Annotated in this window: 25 protein-coding genes; 2 read left to right on the forward strand and 23 right to left on the reverse strand. The window is 65.8% G+C overall.

Features of this window, described 5'->3' with window-relative positions:
• Nucleotides 1–113: 113 nt before the first annotated feature.
• The gene (locus tag ACT531_RS19955) at nt 114–1,262 is read left to right on the forward strand and encodes a Do family serine endopeptidase (RefSeq protein ID WP_291445535.1); all 1,149 of its coding nucleotides are present in this window, start codon (nt 114–116) and stop codon (nt 1,260–1,262) included.
• A gap of 350 nt (nt 1,263–1,612) precedes the next feature.
• Here ACT531_RS19955 and tatC read toward each other — a convergent pair whose 3' ends face one another.
• The 16 genes from tatC to ACT531_RS20035 form a co-directional block, all read right to left on the reverse strand.
• Entirely contained in the window at nt 1,613–2,407 is a 795-nt protein-coding gene (gene tatC, locus ACT531_RS19960) for a twin-arginine translocase subunit TatC (RefSeq protein WP_110959728.1), read from the reverse strand.
• Between the two features lie 59 nt (nt 2,408–2,466).
• Nucleotides 2,467–2,931, reverse strand: a complete 465-nt coding sequence (gene tatB / locus ACT531_RS19965) for a Sec-independent protein translocase protein TatB (protein ID WP_015012695.1) — start codon at nt 2,929–2,931, stop codon at nt 2,467–2,469.
• Between the two features lie 52 nt (nt 2,932–2,983).
• Nucleotides 2,984–3,226 carry a Sec-independent protein translocase subunit TatA gene (gene tatA, locus ACT531_RS19970; protein WP_015012694.1) on the reverse strand — a complete coding sequence of 81 codons (243 nt, stop codon included), beginning with the start codon at nt 3,224–3,226 and terminating at the stop codon, nt 2,984–2,986.
• A 106-nt stretch (nt 3,227–3,332) separates the two neighbouring features.
• Nucleotides 3,333–3,689 carry a histidine triad nucleotide-binding protein gene (locus ACT531_RS19975; RefSeq protein ID WP_015012693.1) on the reverse strand — a complete coding sequence of 119 codons (357 nt, stop codon included), beginning with the start codon at nt 3,687–3,689 and terminating at the stop codon, nt 3,333–3,335.
• Nucleotides 3,690–3,925: 236 nt separating this feature from the next.
• Nucleotides 3,926–4,963 carry a patatin-like phospholipase family protein gene (locus ACT531_RS19980; RefSeq protein WP_476018546.1) on the reverse strand — a complete coding sequence of 346 codons (1,038 nt, stop codon included), beginning with the start codon at nt 4,961–4,963 and terminating at the stop codon, nt 3,926–3,928.
• On the reverse strand, nt 4,956–5,342 hold the full coding sequence (locus ACT531_RS19985) for a DUF4870 family protein (RefSeq protein ID WP_476018547.1): 387 nt from the start codon (nt 5,340–5,342) through the stop codon (nt 4,956–4,958). The genes ACT531_RS19980 and ACT531_RS19985 overlap by 8 nt, the downstream gene beginning before the upstream one ends.
• Entirely contained in the window at nt 5,339–5,713 is a 375-nt protein-coding gene (locus ACT531_RS19990; protein WP_060984286.1) for a phosphoribosyl-ATP diphosphatase, read from the reverse strand. Before ACT531_RS19990 ends, ACT531_RS19985 begins: the two co-directional genes overlap by 4 nt.
• Nucleotides 5,714–5,733: 20 nt before the next feature.
• Nucleotides 5,734–6,132 (reverse strand): phosphoribosyl-AMP cyclohydrolase, encoded by a 399-nt coding sequence (hisI, locus tag ACT531_RS19995; RefSeq protein ID WP_082522382.1) that lies wholly within the window; start codon nt 6,130–6,132, stop codon nt 5,734–5,736.
• Nucleotides 6,133–6,256: 124 nt separating this feature from the next.
• Nucleotides 6,257–7,057 (reverse strand): imidazole glycerol phosphate synthase subunit HisF, encoded by an 801-nt coding sequence (gene hisF / locus ACT531_RS20000; protein ID WP_060984276.1) that lies wholly within the window; start codon nt 7,055–7,057, stop codon nt 6,257–6,259.
• A 123-nt stretch (nt 7,058–7,180) separates the two neighbouring features.
• Nucleotides 7,181–7,921 carry a 1-(5-phosphoribosyl)-5-[(5-phosphoribosylamino)methylideneamino]imidazole-4-carboxamide isomerase gene (hisA, locus tag ACT531_RS20005; protein ID WP_015012687.1) on the reverse strand — a complete coding sequence of 247 codons (741 nt, stop codon included), beginning with the start codon at nt 7,919–7,921 and terminating at the stop codon, nt 7,181–7,183.
• A gap of 65 nt (nt 7,922–7,986) precedes the next feature.
• Entirely contained in the window at nt 7,987–8,664 is a 678-nt protein-coding gene (gene hisH, locus ACT531_RS20010; protein ID WP_476018548.1) for an imidazole glycerol phosphate synthase subunit HisH, read from the reverse strand.
• A gap of 51 nt (nt 8,665–8,715) precedes the next feature.
• Nucleotides 8,716–9,354: an imidazoleglycerol-phosphate dehydratase HisB gene (gene hisB / locus ACT531_RS20015; RefSeq protein ID WP_015012685.1), complete on the reverse strand. Its 639-nt coding sequence runs from the start codon at nt 9,352–9,354 to the stop codon at nt 8,716–8,718.
• Nucleotides 9,351–10,478, reverse strand: coding sequence for a histidinol-phosphate transaminase (gene hisC / locus ACT531_RS20020; RefSeq protein WP_476018549.1), 1,128 nt, complete (start codon nt 10,476–10,478; stop codon nt 9,351–9,353). The genes hisB and hisC overlap by 4 nt, the downstream gene beginning before the upstream one ends.
• Nucleotides 10,475–10,927: a PIN domain-containing protein gene (locus ACT531_RS20025; RefSeq protein WP_291517626.1), complete on the reverse strand. Its 453-nt coding sequence runs from the start codon at nt 10,925–10,927 to the stop codon at nt 10,475–10,477. Before ACT531_RS20025 ends, hisC begins: the two co-directional genes overlap by 4 nt.
• Before the next feature lie 14 nt (nt 10,928–10,941).
• The gene (locus ACT531_RS20030) at nt 10,942–11,166 is read right to left on the reverse strand and encodes a CopG family transcriptional regulator (RefSeq protein WP_069103652.1); all 225 of its coding nucleotides are present in this window, start codon (nt 11,164–11,166) and stop codon (nt 10,942–10,944) included.
• Nucleotides 11,167–11,226: 60 nt separating this feature from the next.
• Nucleotides 11,227–12,681 (reverse strand): aminotransferase-like domain-containing protein, encoded by a 1,455-nt coding sequence (locus ACT531_RS20035; protein WP_476018550.1) that lies wholly within the window; start codon nt 12,679–12,681, stop codon nt 11,227–11,229.
• Between the two features lie 151 nt (nt 12,682–12,832).
• Here ACT531_RS20035 and ACT531_RS20040 point away from each other — a divergent pair, with 151 nt between their 5' ends.
• The gene (locus ACT531_RS20040; RefSeq protein WP_476018551.1) at nt 12,833–13,264 is read left to right on the forward strand and encodes a DUF2917 domain-containing protein; all 432 of its coding nucleotides are present in this window, start codon (nt 12,833–12,835) and stop codon (nt 13,262–13,264) included.
• Here the strand turns inward: ACT531_RS20040 and hisD are convergent.
• From hisD to ACT531_RS20075, 7 genes are all read right to left on the reverse strand, one after another.
• On the reverse strand, nt 13,251–14,633 hold the full coding sequence (gene hisD, locus ACT531_RS20045; RefSeq protein ID WP_343736447.1) for a histidinol dehydrogenase: 1,383 nt from the start codon (nt 14,631–14,633) through the stop codon (nt 13,251–13,253). The two genes, ACT531_RS20040 and hisD, sit on opposite strands and share 14 nt — an antisense overlap.
• A 20-nt stretch (nt 14,634–14,653) precedes the next feature.
• On the reverse strand, nt 14,654–15,301 hold the full coding sequence (hisG, locus tag ACT531_RS20050) for an ATP phosphoribosyltransferase (protein ID WP_476018611.1): 648 nt from the start codon (nt 15,299–15,301) through the stop codon (nt 14,654–14,656).
• Between the two features lie 11 nt (nt 15,302–15,312).
• Nucleotides 15,313–16,587 carry a UDP-N-acetylglucosamine 1-carboxyvinyltransferase gene (murA, locus tag ACT531_RS20055; RefSeq protein WP_291445509.1) on the reverse strand — a complete coding sequence of 425 codons (1,275 nt, stop codon included), beginning with the start codon at nt 16,585–16,587 and terminating at the stop codon, nt 15,313–15,315.
• A gap of 95 nt (nt 16,588–16,682) precedes the next feature.
• Nucleotides 16,683–16,925, reverse strand: a complete 243-nt coding sequence (locus ACT531_RS20060; protein WP_015012677.1) for a BolA family protein — start codon at nt 16,923–16,925, stop codon at nt 16,683–16,685.
• Between the two features lies 1 nt (nt 16,926).
• A complete protein-coding gene (locus ACT531_RS20065) occupies nt 16,927–17,682 on the reverse strand; it encodes an ABC transporter permease (RefSeq protein WP_056060224.1) in 756 nt (251 codons plus the stop codon).
• The gene (locus ACT531_RS20070) at nt 17,679–18,617 is read right to left on the reverse strand and encodes an ABC transporter ATP-binding protein (RefSeq protein WP_015012675.1); all 939 of its coding nucleotides are present in this window, start codon (nt 18,615–18,617) and stop codon (nt 17,679–17,681) included. Before ACT531_RS20070 ends, ACT531_RS20065 begins: the two co-directional genes overlap by 4 nt.
• A 134-nt stretch (nt 18,618–18,751) precedes the next feature.
• A complete protein-coding gene (locus ACT531_RS20075; protein WP_476018552.1) occupies nt 18,752–19,024 on the reverse strand; it encodes an STAS domain-containing protein in 273 nt (90 codons plus the stop codon).
• Nucleotides 19,025–19,032: the final 8 nt, after the last annotated feature.

The following is a 19,032-nucleotide window of genomic DNA, read 5'->3' on the forward strand; positions in this document are numbered from 1 at the left end:
GCACCCCACATTGGGAGACAATCCCGCACTGGAGGAATACACCGGGCCGCCCAGGAGAATCTGCGGGGCCCGCCTCCATCGCCACCCTGTACCACCACCGGTAAGCACCTTTCATGAAGCGACTCTGGCTGCTGTTTTCCCAGTCCGTGACGGTCCTCGTTGCGGCCTACTTTGTTGTCGCCACGCTCCAGCCTGAATGGCTGGGCCGGGGCACCACGCGCTCCGGGGCGGGCATTGCGCTGCTGGAGGCGCCCGCCACGCCGCCCTCCCAGCCCGCAGCGGGCAGCTTCAGCGGCGCGGCGCGCAAGGCGGCACCGGCCGTGGTCAGCATCAACACCAGCAAGGAAGTGCGCCACCCGCGCAGCAACGACCCCTGGTTCCAGTTCTTCTTTGGCGACCAGGGCAGCCAGGCGCAGGCGGGCCTCGGCAGCGGCGTGATTGTGAGCCCCGAGGGCTACATCCTGACCAACAACCATGTGGTCGAAGGCGCGGACGAGATCGAGGTGACCCTGACCGACAGCCGCCGCGCCCGTGCGCGCGTGATCGGCACCGACCCCGACACCGACCTGGCCATCCTCAAGATCGAACTCGACAAGCTGCCAGTCATCGTGCTGGGCAACTCCGACGCCCTGGACGTGGGCGACCAGGTGCTGGCCATCGGCAACCCCTTCGGCGTGGGGCAGACCGTGACCAGCGGCATCGTGAGCGCACTGGGCCGCAGCCAGCTGGGCATCAACACCTTCGAGAACTTCATCCAGACCGACGCAGCCATCAACCCCGGCAATTCGGGCGGCGCGCTGGTCGATGTGAACGGCAACCTCATGGGCATCAATACCGCGATCTACTCGCGCTCCGGCGGCAGCATGGGCATCGGCTTTGCCATCCCCGTGTCCACCGCGCGCATGGTGCTCGACGGCATCGTGAAGGACGGCCAGGTCACACGCGGCTGGATCGGTGTGGAGCCCAACGAACTCTCGCCCGAACTGGCCGAAACCTTTGGAGTGAAGAAGGCCACCGAGGGCGTGATCATCACCGGTGTGCTGCAGGATGGCCCCGCCGCCCAGGCCGGCATGCGGCCCGGCGACGTGATCGTGCAGGTGGATGGCAAGGCCGTGAGCAATGTGTCGCAGCTGCTGACCGCTGTGGCAGCGCTCAAGCCCGGCCAGGCGGCGGCGTTTGATGTGCAACGGGCCGACAAGCGGGTGGAGCTGAGTATCAACCCGGGCGTGCGCCCCCGGCCCCAGCGCAATGTGAGGCGCTGACGTCTTAGCTAGCAAGCCCGGATCGGCCTCACCAGCGCCGGGGACAAGCCGTCAATGCGGCGGAGCGTGGGGCGAGGTTGGCGAAGGGTGACGGCCTCGATGGCCCTGGTGCAAGGTCAGGCGGGAGTGAAGCACAGGCCAGCACGAAGGTATCGGATGGATCATGTCACGCCAACGCGTGTGCAGCCAACTCCACGCAGCACTATGAAAATGATAGCTGCAAGCGTATATAAAACTAGCGCTTGCGGCTGTTTTTATTGAATATTCGCTTTCACAGCCTGGGCGGAGCCCCAGAGACGTGATCTGCGCATCCCCCCGTCGCAGCCCCGCCCGCCTGCGAGGCCAGAGGGTCAGGATGCGGAAGCGGATTCGCCAGGCTCTTCGGGCGCCTGGGTGTGCTTGATGAAGATCTGCGCGGCCCAGATGCCCACCTCGTACAGCAGGCACATCGGCACGGCCAGCGACAGCTGCGACACCACATCGGGCGGCGTCACGACGGCGGCCACCACAAAGGCCAGCACGATGAAATAGCCACGAAACTCGCGCAGCTTCTGCACGCTCACGATGCCCATGCGCGCCAGCACCACCACGGCAATCGGCACCTCGAAGGCCATGCCAAACGCCAGGAACATGGACAGCACAAAACTCAGGTAGGCCTCGATGTCAGGTGCGGCCGTGATGCTCTTGGGGGCAAAGCTCTGGATGAACGCAAACACCTGGCCAAACACCAGGTAGTAGCAAAACGCCACTCCCACGAAAAACAGCAGCGTGCTGGAGATCACCAGCGGCAGCACCAGCTTCTTCTCGTGCGAATACAGGCCGGGCGCCACAAAAGCCCAGATCTGCCACAGCACAAAGGGCAGCGCCAGCAAAAACGCCGACATCAGCAAGATCTTGAGCGGCACCATGAAGGGCGAGATCACCGAGGTGGCGATCAACGTGGCCCCCTTGGGCAGATGGGCCACCAGGGGGGCGGCCAGAAAGTCGTACAGCGCGCCGGGGCCCGGGAAGAAGAACAGGATGGCCGCCGCAATGGCGATGGCGATCATGGCCTTGACCAGGCGGTCGCGCAGCTCCATGAGGTGCTGTACGAACGGCTGCTCGGTGCCGGCAAGTTCGTCTTCTTTGGAGGGGGTTTCGGACATGGTGGGTTTTCGTGGGCGTCAAGGCCGCCCATGCAGCGCAGGGGGCGCGGCAGGCTGCGTCAGTGGAATTTTTGGGGGCGGTAGCGTGCTACGCGGGCTGCGCCAGACTGTGCCTTGGTGCGCACACCGCTGCGCGCCTTGTACCACTGGGGCACCGCGCCGCGCTTGAGGCGCCAGTTCTTGCCGGGGTGCTTGTAGGCAGGCACCACGGCCGCCTGCTCGCGCAGATCGGCGTTGCTGCTCGAATCGATGGCCTCGTTCCAGTCCTTCTCGAACTCGCTGGCGCTGGTCTGGATAGTGTTGTGCACGTCGCGCGCGGCGTTCTCCACCGTGTCCTTCATCTTCTTGAGCTCATCGAGCTCCATGGACCGGTTGACCTCCGCCTTCACATCGGAGACATAGCGCTGCGCCTTGCCCAGCAAGGTGCCAACGGTGCGGGCCACGCGGGGCAGCTTTTCGGGGCCGATGACGATCAACGCCACGGCACCGATCAGCGCCATTTTGGACAGACCAATATCAATCATGGATCAGGCGCCCGTACAAGGCAGGCAAAGGCTGCAGGTCGATGGCACCCGCTCAGCTCTTTTGCTTGGCTTCGACATCGATGGTGGTCTTGTCGGCAGCCTGGCTGTTGGCCACCTGGCCAGCGGGGGGCGTGGCAGCAGCGGGGGCGTCCGAAGCGCCGTCCTTCATGCCGTCCTTGAAGCCCTTCACGGCGCCGCCCAGGTCGGAGCCCATGTTCTTGAGCTTCTTGGTACCGAACACCATCACAACGATCAACAGCACGATCAGCCAGTGCCAGATGGAAAAAGAGCCCATGAAATATCTCCTAACGAATTGCAATCATTTTAGACGGGGGGCGTGACAGGAGTTCAATGCCGGGACATGCCGGCACCGCTGTATCTGCCCCGATCGTCAGCCTGGTTCAGCCTTTGAGCCACGGGCGGGGTCCGCCCATCACATGGATATGCAGGTGGTGGATTTCCTGCCCACCTTCAAGCCCCGTGTTTACCACGACGCGAAAGCCACCATCCGGATACGGGTTGCAGCCCTGCTCCAGCGCCAGCTTCGGCGCCAGCGCCATCATGCGCCCCAGCACGCCGGCATGCTCCGGGGTGACCTGTGCCATGGAAGGGATATGCAGTTTGGGCACCATCAAAAAGTGCACCGGCGCCCACGGGTGGATGTCGTGGAAGGCGAAGATTTCTTCGTCCTCATAGACCTTCTTGGACGGAATCTGGCCCGCGATGATTTTGCAGAAAAGGCAGTTCGGATCGTGCATGGGAGGGATCGGAGCAAAAGGAATCAGGGGTACAGGCGCGGATCAACCCTGAGGGTGCCTCGCGCGCGGGCGAGGGATGTCCTGCATAACCCTCGCGAGTCGGTGGTAGTGCGGATCGGGATGGGCCGCAAGGCGTCTTTCTACAGCCAATAGCCCGGCTATTGGCAAGAAAAGCAACGCAGCGGACCGCCCGAGACCGCGCTATCACAGACCGCAGGGAGTTATGCAGGACATCCCTAGGCATTGTCAGCGATCTTGATGCTGGGGCGCACGCCCACATCCTTGCGGTGTGCGTGCAGCCACTCCTGCCCTGCTGTGCGGCCCAGCGCAAACAGCTTGCGCACAAAGGCCAGGTCCGCGCGCAGCTTGCTGTCGGCGCCGAAGGGCGCCAGCACCGAGCCACCATCGATGCGGTGCATGCGCACGCTTTTATAGCGGCGGGCATCGAGCTTGCCCTCGGCGAGCAGGCGGCGCACGAACTCGATGGCGCGCAGCTCGGCCAACAGGCTGGCGTTGAAGGTGACTTCGTTCATGCGCTCCATGATCTCGGAGGCACTGCTGGGCACGTCCAGGTGCTCGACGGGGTTGATCTGCACGAGCAGGATGTCCGAAGTCTCGGTCTGGTAGATCAGCGGGTGCAGCGCGGGGTTGCCCGAATAACCGCCGTCCCAGTACGCCTCGCCCTCGATCTCGACCGCCTTGAACAGCATGGGCAGGCAGGCCGATGCCATCACTGCGTCGGCACTGAGCCGGGGCCCAAAGAAAATCTCGCCCCGGCCGGTGCGCACATTGGTCGCACACACAAACACCTTGGGGCCGACCACACCGGTGCGGGCGGAGCACAGCAGGCTGAAGTCCACCTCGCGCTCCAGCAGCTTGCGCAAGGGGTTTATGCCCAGCGGATTGGTCTGGTAAGGCGAGAACCACTGCGACATCATGCCCACCAGCGGGTTGGCGGCGGACAGCGGCGTTCCCCAGGTCAGGCTGCCCAGCGCCCCGACCCCTTCCCACAGCCGGGTGAGCGATTCGCGGGCCAGGGCGCAGCCTGCGAGGTGGGCGTCTTCGGGGTTCTTGTGCTGCTGCGCGGCCTGCGCAAATCCGTGCGCCAGGGCCACGGCGTTCATGGCGCCTGCGCTGGTGCCACTGACACCATCGAACTGCCACTGGCCGTCCTCCAGCAGCGCGTCGAGCACGCCCCAGGTGAGCGCGCCGTGCGAACCGCCGCCCTGCAGCGCCAGGTTCAGACGCGGGCGGGGACGGGTTGCCTCATGCATCCACGGCCTGGCTCTTGTTCATGGCGACCATGCCGCGCACGATGCGGTAGAGGAACCAGATGGAGATCAGGCCCCAGGCGATCCAGCCGGGCAGGAAGAACAGCAGCCACAGCGGCGCGGTGACGATGTAAAGCACGCCCGCCCAGATCACCGTGCGGATGCGCCACGAGAAATGGTTGGCCTGCCAGGTGCCTTCGGCATCGCCTTTTTTCACCAGGTCGATCACCAGCGCCACGATCAGCAGCGCAGCGCCAGGCTGTGCGCCCGGGATGACCGCCCCCAGCGCCACAATCAGGTGCAGCACATAGCTGACCCAGCCGATGGCCTTGAGGTCTTCGGCCTTCTGCTCGCTGGTCTGCACGTCGATGATGTCGCTCACGGTGTACCTTCTTCGGCAGCGCGTTCCGCCACCTTGCGCAGGGCCTTTTCCTCGATGCCGCTGGTGCCTTCGCGGCGCTCCAGCTCGGCTACCACATCGCCGGGCGTGAGGCCGTAATGGGCCAGCGCCACCATGGTGTGGAACCACAGGTCGGCCACTTCATAGACGATCTTGGACTTGTCGGCGCCGTGGTCCACGTCCTTGGCGGCCATCACCACCTCGGTGGCTTCTTCACCGATCTTCTTCAGGAAGGAATCCGGCCCCTTGTGCAGCAGGCGCGACACGTAGCTGGTGGCCGGGTCGCCACCGTTGGCGGGCTTGCGGCTCTCGATGACGGCGGCCAGGCGCGCCAGGGAATCGTGGGAACTCATGGTCTTGTCGTCCATTGCCATTACTTGTAGATGGATTCGGGGTCTTTCAAGACCGGATCGACCGCGTGCCAGGCACCGTCCTTGAGCACGCTGAAAAAGCAGCTGTGGCGGCCCGTGTGGCAGGCGATGCCGGGCTCGTGGCCCTGCTGGGTGACCTTGAGCAGCACCACGTCGTTGTCGCAGTCCAGGCGGATTTCGTGCACGGTCTGCACGTGGCCGGACTCTTCGCCCTTGAACCACAGCTTCTTGCGCGAGCGGCTGAAGTACACGGCGCGGCCCAGCTCAGCGGTCTTCGCCAGGGCCTCGCGGTTCATCCACGCAAACATCAGCACGTCGCCCGTGCCCTGCTCTTGCGCAATCACGGGCACCAGGCCCTGCGCATCCCATTTCACTTCATTGAGCCAGTTCATGGGAGCCATTGTCGGTGATCCGGGTGGCGCGCCCGTGCCCGCTAGGGCGTGCATCCACGTTTTTCAGGCGTTCTTGGCCGCAAGCGCAAGCATTACATGCGCCAGCAGCTATCAAATCAGGAGTGAATATTGATCACATCCGCACGGGGATGCCCCGCTCGGCCATGCGCTGCTTGGCCTGGCCCACGGTGTATTCGCCGTAGTGGAAGATGCTGGCGGCCAGCACCGCGTCAGCACCGCCGGTCTGGATACCGTCGGCCAGGTGGTCGAGATTGCCCACGCCGCCCGAGGCGATCACGGGCACGCTGACCGCGTCGCTGACGGCGCGGGTCAGCTCCAGGTCAAAGCCCGCCTTGGTGCCGTCGCGGTCCATGCTGGTCAGCAGGATCTCGCCCGCACCGCGCTGCGCCATTTCGGTGGCCCAGGCGATGGCGTCCAGACCCGTGTTCTTGCGGCCGCCGTGGCTGTACACATCCCAGCCCGCACCCACGGGCTGGCCGTTGGCGCCCAGGCGTTGCGCGTCTTCGGCCGAGCGGCGCTTGGCGTCGATGGCCACCACGATGCACTGCGCGCCGTACTTGGCCGACACGGCGTTGATCACGTCGGGGTTGGCAATGGCGGCCGAATTGAAGCTGGTCTTGTCCGCACCGGCATTGAGCAGGCGGCGCACGTCGTCCACGGTGCGCACGCCACCACCCACAGTGAGCGGAATGAACACCTGGCTGGCCACGGCCTCGATGATGTGCAGGATGAGGTCACGGCCATCGCTGGTGGCGGTGATGTCCAGGAAGGTGAGCTCGTCAGCGCCCTGCGCGTTGTAGCGCGCGGCAATTTCGACCGGGTCGCCTGCGTCGCGCAGCTCGACGAAATTGACGCCCTTGACCACACGGCCTCCGGTGACGTCAAGACAGGGAATGATTCGTTTTGCGAGCATGTCAGTGAGCGATTCGTTGATAAGGCGCTACCGAGGCCAGCAGACGCAGTGGAACTGGCTTCGCCAGGCCACTGGCGTCGTCCCCAGAGGGAAGCGGCGAGGCCGCTCAGGGGATGGTCGATTTCAGCCGTTCAGTTCGTCGGCACGCGCCTGCGCCGCCGCGAAGTCCAGGTCGCCGCTGTAGATGGCGCGGCCGCAGATCACACCTTCCACGCCCTCGTCTTCCACCGCGCACAGCTGCTCGATGTCGGCCATGTTGGACAGGCCACCCGAGGCGATCACGGGGATGGTCAGCGCCTGGGCCAGCTTAACGGTGGCGTCGATGTTGATGCCCGAGAGCATGCCGTCGCGGCCGATGTCGGTGTAGATGATGGATTCGACGCCCCAGTCCTCGAACTTCTTGGCCAGGTCCACGACCTCGTGGCCGGTGAGCTTGCTCCAGCCGTCGGTGGCCACCTTGCCGTCCTTGGCGTCGAGCCCCACGATGATGTGGCCGCCGAAGGCGCTGCAGGCGTCTTTGAGGAAGCCGGGGTTCTTCACGGCTGCCGTGCCGATGATCACGTAGCGCAGGCCGCCGTCGATGTATTTTTCGATGGTGTCCAGGTCGCGGATGCCGCCGCCCAGCTGCACGGGGATGTCATCGCCCACCTCTTTCAGGATGGACTTGATGGCGCTGTAGTTCTTGGGCACGCCCGCAAACGCACCGTTCAGGTCCACCAGGTGCAGGCGGCGTGCCCCAGCATCCACCCACTTGCGCGCCATGGCGGCGGGGTCTTCACCAAAGGTGGTGGATTGGTCCATATCGCCTTGCTTGAGGCGTACGCAGTGGCCGTCTTTGAGGTCGATGGCGGGAATGAGCAGCATGGTGGTGAAGTTCGGGTGAAAAAGGGCGAGACGCAGCTCGGCCCGAACGGGTGGGGGTTAAGGGATCAGGGATTCCAGTGCAGAAAATTGCGGTACAGGGCCAGGCCGTGCTCCGCGCTCTTCTCCGGGTGAAACTGGGTGGCAAAAATATTATCGCGCGCAACGGCGGCAGCAAACAAACCGCCGTAGTCGGCCTGCCCGGCGCAATGGGCGGGATTTTGCGGCACCGCGTAGAAACTGTGCACGAAGTAGAAATAACTGTTGTCCGGCACGCCCGCCCACACCGGGTGCACGCCGCCCCCATGGTGCGCGTGGGGCATCTGCCGCACCTGGTTCCAGCCCATCTGGGGCACTTTGAAGCGACTGCCGTCGGGCTGGGTGCGGCCCGCCAGGTCGAACTTGAGCACGTCGCCAGGGATCAGGCCCAGCCCAGGGGTGTCACCCTCGGCGCTGTGGTCCAGCAGCATCTGCATGCCCACGCACACGCCAAACATCGGCTTGCTGGCAGCGGCTTCGAGCACCGATTCCTGCAGGCCGGACTCGCGCAGCTCGCGCATGCAGTCGGGCATGGCGCCCTGCCCTGGCAGCACGATGCGCAGGGCGGCGCGCACGTCTTCGGGGCGTTGGGTGACGATCACGGTCCAGCCCGTGCCCTCGGCGGCGGCCTGCACGGCCTGCGACACGGAGCGCAGGTTGCCCATGCCGTAGTCCACGACCGCCACTGTTTTTGCTTCCATATTCATAGCTGCTAGCGCATACAAATCAAGCGCTTACGCCCGATTTGACTGAAAAATTCACAGAGAGCCCTTGGTGGAGGGGATGACACCGGCCGAGCGCGGATCGCGCTCCAGCGCTGCACGCAGCGTGCGCCCGAACGCCTTGAAGATGGTTTCGCACTGGTGGTGTGCGTTGACGCCCTTGAGGTTGTCGATGTGCAGCGTCACGCCCGCGTGGTTCACAAAGCCCTGGAAGAATTCGAACACCAGTTGCGTGTCGAGCTGGCCGATGCTCCCGGCCGTGAACTTCACGTCCATGTGCAGTCCGGGGCGGCCCGAAAAATCGACCACCACGCGCGACAGCGCTTCATCCAGCGGCACGTAGGCATGGCCGTAGCGGCGAATGCCCTTCTTGTCGCCCACAGCGCGCGCAAAGGCCTGGCCCAAGGTGATGCCCACGTCTTCCACCGTGTGGTGGCCGTCGATGTGCAGGTCGCCTTCGCAGTCGATGTCGAGGTCGATCAGCCCGTGGCGGGCGATCTGGTCGAGCATGTGGTCGAAGAAGCCGATGCCGGTGTGCAGCTTGGCCTGGCCGGTGCCGTCGAGGTTGATGCGCACGCTGATGCGCGTTTCGGCGGTGTTGCGGCTGACCTCGGCAATGCGGTCGGCCATCGGGTCGGCCGATGGGGCGGAGGGTACGAGTGCGGAGGAAGTCATAGGGAGGCTTGGAGTGCGGCCAGCATTTGCGCGTTGTCTTCGGCATTTCCTACCGTCAGGCGCAGGCAGTTGGCCAGCAATGGGTGCATTGTAGAAACGTTCTTGACCAGCACCTTGCGGTTTTTCATGTCCTCGTAGGCCTTGGCGGAATCCGCCACACGCAGGAGGACCATGTTCGCCTCGCTGTCCCAGCACTTTTCGACCCCGGGCATCTGGCGCAGCGCGGCGATGAGGGTGGTGCGCTCGGCACGGATTTCAGCGGCCTGGGCAGCGAAAACCTCGGCATGTTCCAGCGCAAACAGGGCGGCTTCGCAGTTGAGCACGCTCACGTTGTAGGGCGGGCGCACCTTGTCGATCTCGCCCACGAAGGCGGCCGGGCCGATGAGGTAGCCCAGGCGCACTCCCGCGAGACCAAACTTGCTGAGCGTGCGCATGAGCAGCACGTGCGCATTGCGCGCAGGCTCTGCGCGCATGCGGTCGATCCAGGTGCGGCTGGCAAAGGGCTGGTAGGCCTCGTCCATGACCACGATGCCGCCCTGCGCGCCCGCAGCGTCGATGATGCGCTGCACCGCGCCCTCGTCCCACAGCGTGGCCGTAGGGTTGTTGGGGTAGGCGATGTAGGTGATGGCGGGCCGGTGCTGCGCGATGGCGGCCAGCATGGCGGGCTCGTCCAGCTCGAAATCAGGCGTGAGCGGCACGCCGACAAAGTCCAGGCCCTGCAGCTGCGCCGACAGCGGGTACATCACAAAACCGGGCATGGGTGCCAGCATGGTGGCGCGCTGACCTGTGCCCGGCTGTGCGCATGCCAGGGCCAGCAGGGTGATGAGTTCGTCCGACCCGTTGCCCAACACGATGCCATAGCCCTCGGGCATGCCCGCGTACTGCGCCAGGGCCGCCTTCAGGTCGGCAATGCGGTCGCCGGGGTAGCGGTTGAGTGCCACCGAACCCAGCCGCTGGCCCAGCGCGACCTGCAGGTGCGCGGGCAGGCGGAAGGGGTTCTCCATCGCGTCCATCTTGAGCATGCCGGTGGAGGGCTGCACGACGTAGGAGTGCATGGCGCGCACGTCGGGGCGGATGCGGGCCAGGGCTTGCAGGGGGGATGATGGAGCAGCGGAGGTGGTCATTCGGCAGTGTCCAGTTCTGAAGGTGCAACAAGAAAGGGGTTGATGGGGCGCACGGCGTCCATCGGCTGGTCGTGCGGCAGCGCCTCGGTCAGCAGGTAGCGGCAGCCCTGCTGGTGGGCGGACGAGAGGATGAGCGCGTCCCAGTAGCCCAGGCGGTAGCGGTCCTGCAGGTCCCAGGCGCCGTCCACGGTGTAGGAGTCCAGGTGCGGCGGCAGCCACACGCGCAGGCGGCGCACCTGGGCGCGCACCTGCTGCAGCACGTGGGGGCCATCAAAACGCTGGATGGCCTGGTTGTACAGCTCGTTGAGCACCTGCGAGCTGATGCGGCCGCTGCGCGTCTGCCAGCAAAAGCTGATCCATTCGCGCGCCCGCGCCTGGCGCTCGGCATCGCGGTCGTCCACGCTGGCGAGCAGGATTTCGGTATCGACAAAGATGGGGACGGTGGCCATGCGCTCTGCCCCGTTCAGCGCAGAAACAGGGTTTCGCGCGGCACATAGGGCCCGCTCGAAGCACCCCAGCTTTCAAAACTCAGCGCCTCGCGCATGGCCTGGGCGTAGGCGTCTTCCTGGCGCATCTTTTCGGCCAGCCATTCACCGAGCAGGCGGGACACGCTGCTGCCGCGCTTGGCGGCTTCCACGCGCACCCATTCGGCAACGGTGTCGTCCATGGTCACGGTGATGTTTTTCATGGATCAAATATTACACGAACTTCGTGCACCACGAACTTCGTGTTGATTAAAACATCCCATTCAAGCTGCCTTGCGGGGTGCCCCGCCTTGCAGCATCTGGCACGCCATGTCACCCACGGTGCGCAGCGCCTCAAGGTGGGCGGGCGTCCAGTCGCCCCCCACGCCGATGCGCAGGCAGTTGCGGAACCGTCCGCTGGCGCTGAACACCGTACCGGGTGCGATCAGGATCTGCCGGGCCAGGCAGGCTTCGTGCAGTTGCACCGAATCGAGCGCACGCGGCAGCTCCAGCCACAGCAGCAGGCCGCCGGGCGGGTCACTCACGCGCGTACCCTGCGGGAAGTGCGCGGCAATCACATGGCGCACCTCGTCCATGCGCGCCGCCACGGCCGCGCGCAGCTGGCGCATGGCGGCGGCGTGGCCCGCCTGGGTGATGAGATCGGCCAGAGCCAATTCCAGCACGGCGGACTGGCCGCCCGCCTGCAGATCCTTGATGGCGCGCAGCTTGTCGGCCCAGCGGCCGGCCTCCAGCCAGCCCAGGCGCAGGCCCGGCGCCAGCGTCTTGGAGAACGAGTCGCACAGCATCACATGGCCGGTGGTGTCGTACGACTTGACGGTCCGGCGCATCTCGTCCACCTCGACCAGGTCGTTGTAGATCGCGTCCTCGATGACCGCCATGTCGTGCCGCGCCGCCATCTGCACCAGGCGCTTGCGCTCGGCCTGGGGCATGCAGCTGCCCAGCGGGTTGCTGAGCGTGGGCACCACCATCACGGCCTTGACGGGCTGGGTGTCCAACGCCAGTTGCAGCGCATCCAGCGAGAGGCCGTTGCGCGGGTGGGTGGGAATCTCCAGCGCCTTGAGGTGCAGGCCCTGCAGCACCTCCAGAAACGAAAAATGCGTGGGCGACTCCAGCGCCACCACGTCGCCCGGCTGCGTCACCGCGCGCAGGCACAGCGCAATGCTGTCCATGCAGCCTCCGGTGATCACGATGTTCTCGGGGTCCAGGCTGCAGCCCAGGCTGACGGCGTAGCGCGCCAGGGCGCGGCGCGCATCCTCGTGGCCCGACGAACCGGGGTAGGTGCACAGCAGATTGCGGTGGCGCTGCGCGGCACGCACCACGGCGCGGCGCACGCGGTCAGGGTTGAACAGCTCGGGGCCGGGCGTGCCGCTGCTGTACGAAATGATATCCACCGGCTGGTTGCGCCCCAGGATGCGCTGGCCCAGCCAGTCCACCGACACCTCGCGCGGGCGGCGCATCGGGCGCGGCGTGCTGGGCTCGGGCAGGCTCACCGGCCGCGCCGCCACAAAAAAGCCGGAGCGTGGGCGCGCGGTGATCAGGCGCGCATCTTCGAGCCAGTGGTAGGCCTGCACCACCGTGGTCTGCGCCACGCCGTGCTGGCGCGCCAGCTCGCGCACCGAGGGCAGCTTTTCCCCACGCGCCAGGGTGCCGTTGCGGATCAGCTGCGCAAGCTGTTCGGCGATTTGAAGGTACAGCGGGGGTGCGTCATCGGTGGCCATGCTGCATTCTGTACTGGCACTCTGACCGGCAGACAGTACAGAGGCTGCCCAGTGCGTACAGTACAGATGGGCCGGTTCGCTGTTCTGTACTGGGCCAGATCGCACGCGCCTGTGGCTGGTGGCCCACGGCAGCTGGCCGCACAGTGAAGGCATGAACACGCTACACACCCCCACCCCACCGTTGCCCACGCTGCCCACCCCGCCTGCGGTGCCCCTCACCCTGCAATGGAAGCGCCAGCCCCTGCCGCCGCTGCAGGCCGTCCAGGTGCTGGACTTCCGCGCGGGCGAGATCGCTCTGCTCGAAGTCGAACAGGGCCGCGTCTGGGTGACCTGTGATGGCCTGCTGGAGGATTATTTTCTGGAGGCTGGACAGCGCCTGTCGTTCGCCGGACCGGTGCGGCTGCGCGTCAGCGCCGAAGGCCACCGGCCTGCACGGCTGAGCTGGGCACAGCACCGGGCCGTGGAAGGTGCCGCGTATCCGCCTACGCCCTCTACAGCCTCCGCGCCGGCCGCAGCCTCTCAGCCCAAGGCAACGGCCCCCACGCAGAGCCCCCTGCCCCGGGGCGCCATCAGCGCGGCTTGACGGGCGTGGTCAGCCGCATCTCTGCAGCTTGTGCGTGGGCCTGCAGACCCTCGCCGTAGGCCAGCTCGGCGGCGATGGTGCCCAGCACCTGGGCACCGGCCTCGCTCACCTCGATGAGGCTGCTGCGCTTTTGGAAGTCGTACACGCCCAGCGGGGACGAGAAGCGTGCCGTGCCGCTGGTGGGCAGCACGTGGTTCGGACCTGCGCAATAGTCGCCCAGGCTTTCGGAGGTGTAGGCACCCAGGAAGATGGCACCGGCGTGGCGCAACAGCGGCTCCCAGCGGTGTGGGTCAGTGCTGCTCACTTCAAGGTGTTCCGGCGCGATGCGGTTACTGATGGCGCAGGCTTCTTCCATGTCCTTGGTGAGGATCAGCGCGCCGCGGCCGGTGAGGCTCTTGGCGATGATCTCGGCGCGCGGCATGGTGGGCAGCAGGCGGTCGATCTCGCGCTGCACGGCGTCGAGGTAGGCGGCGTCGGGGCACAGCAGGATGGACTGGGCCAGTTCGTCGTGCTCGGCCTGGCTGAAGAGGTCCATCGCCACCCAGTCGGGCGGCGTGGTGCCGTCGGCCAGCACCAGGATTTCACTCGGGCCCGCAATCATGTCGATGCCCACGGTGCCGAACACGCGCTTCTTGGCGCTGGCCACGTAGGCGTTGCCGGGGCCGGTGATCTTGTCCACCTTGGGCACGGTCGCCGTGCCGTAGGCCAATGCTGCCACGGCCTGTGCACCGCCGATGGTGAACGCGCGGGTGACGCCCGCCACGTAGGCGGCGGCCAGCACCAGCTCGTTGCGCTCGCCCTTCGTTGACGTGCCCTCGCCCGTTCCGCCCGTGGCCACGCTGCCGCGCACGGGGGTGGGCACGACCATGATGATTTCCTGCACACCCGCCACATGGGCCGGGATGGCGTTCATCAGCAGGCTGGACGGGTACGCAGCCTTGCCGCCGGGCACGTAGATGCCCACGCGGTCCAGCGGCGTGACCTTCTGGCCCAGCAGGGTGCCGTCTTCGTCGCGGTAGCTCCAGCTCTCGCCCGAGGCCTTCTTCTGCGCCTCGTGGTAGCTGCGCACGCGCTTGGCAGCGGCCTGCAGCGCGTCGCGCTGGGCCTGCGGAATGGCGTCGAACGCGGCCTTGAAGTCGGCTTGCGTCAACTCCAGCGCCGCCATGTTGGGGGCACTGAGGCCGTCGAAGCGGGCGGTGTACTCCAGCACGGCCGCGTCGCCGCGCTTTTGCACATCGGCCAGGATGTCGGCCACGCGCTGCTCGATGGCCGCGTCGGTGTCGGCAGACCAATGCAGGCGGGCTGCGAAATCAGCCTCAAAAGTGGCCGCAGTGGTGGACAGACGGGCGGGAGCAGCTACCAAAGTCATAGTGTCAGTCGTAGGGTGAATCAGTTTTTGTCAGCCGGTATGGCCGAGGCAAACGCATCGATGATGCGGCGCAGCGGCGCCTGCTTGAGCTTGAGCGCGGCCTGGTTCACGACCAGGTAGGAGCTGATGTCCATGATGCGCTCCACTTCGATGAGGTTATTGGCCTTGAGGGTGTTGCCGGTGGAGACCAGGTCCACGATGGCATCGGCCAGGCCGGTGAGCGGCGCCAGTTCCATGCTGCCGTAGAGCTTGACCATGTCCACGTGCACGCCCTTGCTGGCAAAGAAGTCGCGCGCAATGCCGGTGTACTTGGTGGCAACCTTGAGACGCGAGCCCTGCCTGACGGCCTGGGCGTAGTCAAAGTCGTTGCGCACGGCCACGCTCACGCGGCACTTGGCAATGCGCAGGTCTAGCGGCTGGTACAGGCCCTGACCGCCATGCTCAATGAGGGTGTCCTTGCCGGTCACGCCGATGTCGGCACCGCCGTATTCCACATAGGTGGGCACGTCGGTGGCGCGCACCAGCACCACGCGCACGTTGGGCTGGTTGGTGGGCAGGATGAGCTTGCGCGATTTTTCGGGGTCTTCCAGTACCTCGATGCCTGCGGCGGCCAGCAGCGGCAGGGTTTCGTCAAAGATGCGGCCCTTGGAAAGCGCCAGGGTGATCATGTTGCTGCTGCTCATGCTTTTACTCGTTCGATGTCAGCGCCGATGCCGCGCAGTTTGGCTTCCATGCAGTCGTAGCCGCGGTCCAGGTGGTAGATGCGGTCCACCACGGTCTCGCCGTCGGCCACCAGGCCCGCGATGACCAAGCTGGCGGACGCGCGCAGGTCGGTGGCCATGACGGTGGCGCCGGACAGGCGGGGCACACCCTCAATCACCGCCACCTTGCCATCCACCTGGATTTTGGCGCCCAGGCGAACCAGCTCGTTGACGTGCATGAAACGGTTTTCAAAAATCGTCTCGGTCACCGTGGCCGTGCCCTGGGCAATGCAGTTGAGCGCCATGAACTGGGCCTGCATGTCGGTGGGGAAACCGGGGTATTCGGTGGTGCGAAAGCCCTGGGCCTTGAGCGTGGCGCCGCCCGCGCTTTGCACTCGGATGCCGCCGTCCACGGCCTGCACGGTGGCGCCGGCCTCGCGCAGCTTTTCAATCACAGCGTCGAGGTGGTCGGCGCGGCCGTGGCGCAACACCACATCACCGCCCGTGGCGGCCACAGCGCACAGGAAGGTGCCTGCTTCGATGCGGTCGGCCACCACGCGGTGGGTGCAGCCATGCAGCTTCTCAACGCCCTGGATGCGGATGCGGCTGGTGCCGTGGCCTTCGATCTTTGCGCCCATGGCGATCAGCATCTCGGCCAGGTCCGAAATCTCGGGCTCTTGCGCGGCGTTTTCGAGCACCGTTTCACCCTCGGCCAGCGCGGCAGCCATGAGGAAGTTTTCGGTGCCCGTCACCGTGACCATGTCGGTGGTGATGCGCGCACCCTTGAGGCGCTTCCAGCCGGCGGGCAGCTTGGCGATCATGTAGCCGTGCTCCACCACGATCTCGGCTCCCATGGCGGCCAGGCCCTTGATGTGCTGGTCCACCGGGCGCGAGCCAATGGCGCAGCCGCCGGGCAGCGACACCGTGGCCTCGCCAAAGCGCGCCAGCAGCGGGCCCAGGGCCAGCACGGAGGCGCGCATGGTCTTGACCAGCTCGTAGGGCGCCTCGGGTGTGCTCAGCGCGCTGGCGTTGATGCGCACCGTGCCGTCGTCAGCCCTCTCCGCCGCCACGCCCATGTTGCGGATGAGCTTGAGCATGGTGCTCACGTCCTGCAGCTGGGGCACGTTGAGCAGCGTCACGGGCTCGGCCGTGAGCAGGGCGGCGCACAACTCCGGCAAGGCGGCGTTCTTGGCGCCGGAGACCAGCACCTCGCCTTGCAAGCTGCGTCCGCCGCGAATCAGGAGTTTGTCCATCTCAAATCACCAAAATAGGGTCAAAAGTGCCGCTTGCGCTAGTGGAATATGCGCCAGCAGCTATCAAAAAGTGAGTTCTAGTGGGTATGCAGGCGCTACTGCGCCTGGGCAGCCCATTCGGCCGGGGTGAAGGTCTTCATCGACAGCGCATGCACCTCGTCGGTGTGCATTTTCGCGCCCAGCGTGGCGTACACGCGCTGGTGGCGCTGGATGGCGCGCTTGCCCTCGAACTCGGCCGAGACGATGGTCGCGTACCAGTGGCGGCCGTCGCCTTCGAGCGTGATGTGTTCGCAGGCCAGGCCAGCGGTGATGATGTCTTTGAGTTGGTCAGCAGTCATGTCAATTCCGAATCTTGTAGCCCGTGCGCAAGAGGTGCACGGCCAGCGCGCTCACGGCCAGCCAGGCGATGCCCACGATGCCCAGGCTGAGCCAGGGCGAGGTGTCGCTCTGGCCGAAGAAGCCGTAGCGGAAGCCGTCGATCATGTAGAAGAACGGGTTGAGGTGGCTCACGGCCTGCCAGAACGGAGGCAGCGACTGGATCGAATAGAACACGCCCGACAGGAAGGTCATCGGCACGATGATGAAGTTCTGGAACGCAGCCATCTGGTCGAACTTGTCGGCCCAGAGCCCCGCGATCAACCCCAGCGTGGCCAGCAGCGCCGCGCCCAGCAGCGCAAAGGCCAGAATCCACAGCGGCGCCGCAAACTCGGGCCGCGCAAACGCCAGCGTGACGATGAACACGCCCAGGCCCACCACCAGCCCGCGCACGATCGACGAGCCCACGTACGCGCAGAACCACGCCCAGTGCGACAGCGGCGTGAGCAGCACAAACACCAGGCTGCCCATGATCTTGCTTTGGATGATGCTGGACGAGCTGTTGGCGAACGCGTTCTGCAACACGCTCATCATCACGAGGCCCGGCACCAGGAAGGCCGTGTAGCTGATGCGGTCGTAGACCTTCACATGGTCTTCGAGCACGTGGCCAAAGATCAGCAGGTACAGCACGGCCGTGAGCACGGGGGCCGCGACGGTCTGGAAGCTGACCTTCCAGAAGCGCAGTACTTCCTTGTAAAACAGCGTTTGCCAGCCGGTCATAGCGCAACGCCCTCCAGTGGGATGTTGGACGCCGACGTGCCCGACATCACCTGCAGGAACACATCCTCCAGATCAGGCCGGCGAATCTCCATGTCCTGCACCTCGACCCCGGCCACGCGCAAGGCAGCCAGGTGGTTTTCAATCTCTGCCGCGTCGTGAGCGGGCAACTGGACGATGCGGCCGGTGACCCGCGCCACGGCAGCCAGCGCGGGCGGCAGGGCCGTGTCGGTCTTGAACTGCAGCACGCTGCCCGAGGCGGCCTTGAGCAGCTCGCTGGTGCGGTTGAGCGCCACCACCTGCCCGGCCTTGAGCATGGCGATGCGGCCGCACAGGGCTTCGGCCTCTTCGAGGTAATGGGTGGTGAGCAGCACGGTGTGCCCCTCTTTGTTCAGGCGGGCGATGAAGTGCCACAGGGTCTGGCGCAGTTCCACATCCACGCCGGCCGTGGGCTCGTCGAGCACGATGATGGGCGGCTTGTGCACCAGCGCCTGCGCCACCAGCACGCGGCGCTTCATGCCGCCCGAGAGCTGGCGCATGTTGGCGTTGGCCTTGTCGGCCAGGCCCAGGTTTTCGAGCAGCTCGTCGATCCAGGCGTCGTTGTTCTTAACGCCGAAGTAGCCCGACTGGATGCGCAGCGCCTCGCGCACGTTGAAAAAGGGGTCGAACACCAACTCTTGCGGCACGATGCCCAGCTTGCGGCGGGCGTCGGCGTACTGGGCCTGCACGTCACTGCCCTGCACCAGCACGCGGCCGCTGGTGGCACGCGCCAGGCCGGCCAGGATGCTGATCAGGGTGGTTTTGCCGGCACCGTTGGGGCCGAGGAGCCCGAAGAACTCGCCCTCCTCGATGTCCAGGTTGACCTGGTTCAGTGCCTGAAAAGGGCCTTTGGGCGTGGCAAAGGTCTTGGAGATGGCTTGGAAGGAGACTGCGGGCATGAAGCCTTCGATTTTAAGGCCTCAGCCCTCTGCAGGCGGGGCGGCCGCTTCAATGGCCCCTGGCGGGCGCTGCGGGCCCTCAGTTTCATGGCCTGGGCGGCAAAGCCACCCGGGACCATGAAAGTTATTTCGTATCAAGGTGCGGCGACCAGCAGCGCATCCACCCCATACAACCCCGCCATGCCCGCCAGACCAGCGGGCATGCCTTGCACGGCAAACTGCTTGCCCTCGGACAAGGCTTCGCGCCGGCATTCGAGCAGCACGGCGAGGGTCGAGGTATCGAACACCGTCAGCGCATGGGCGTCCACCACCACCGTGCTGTCGCGGTGCACCCGCAACCCCTGCTTGAGCATGTGCAGGCAGGCGGTGGCCTGACGGTGGGTGAGTTCGGGGGGCAGCACCAGCATGGCGAGGA

The sequence above is a fragment of the Acidovorax sp. DMC1 genome, assembly GCF_056314325.1.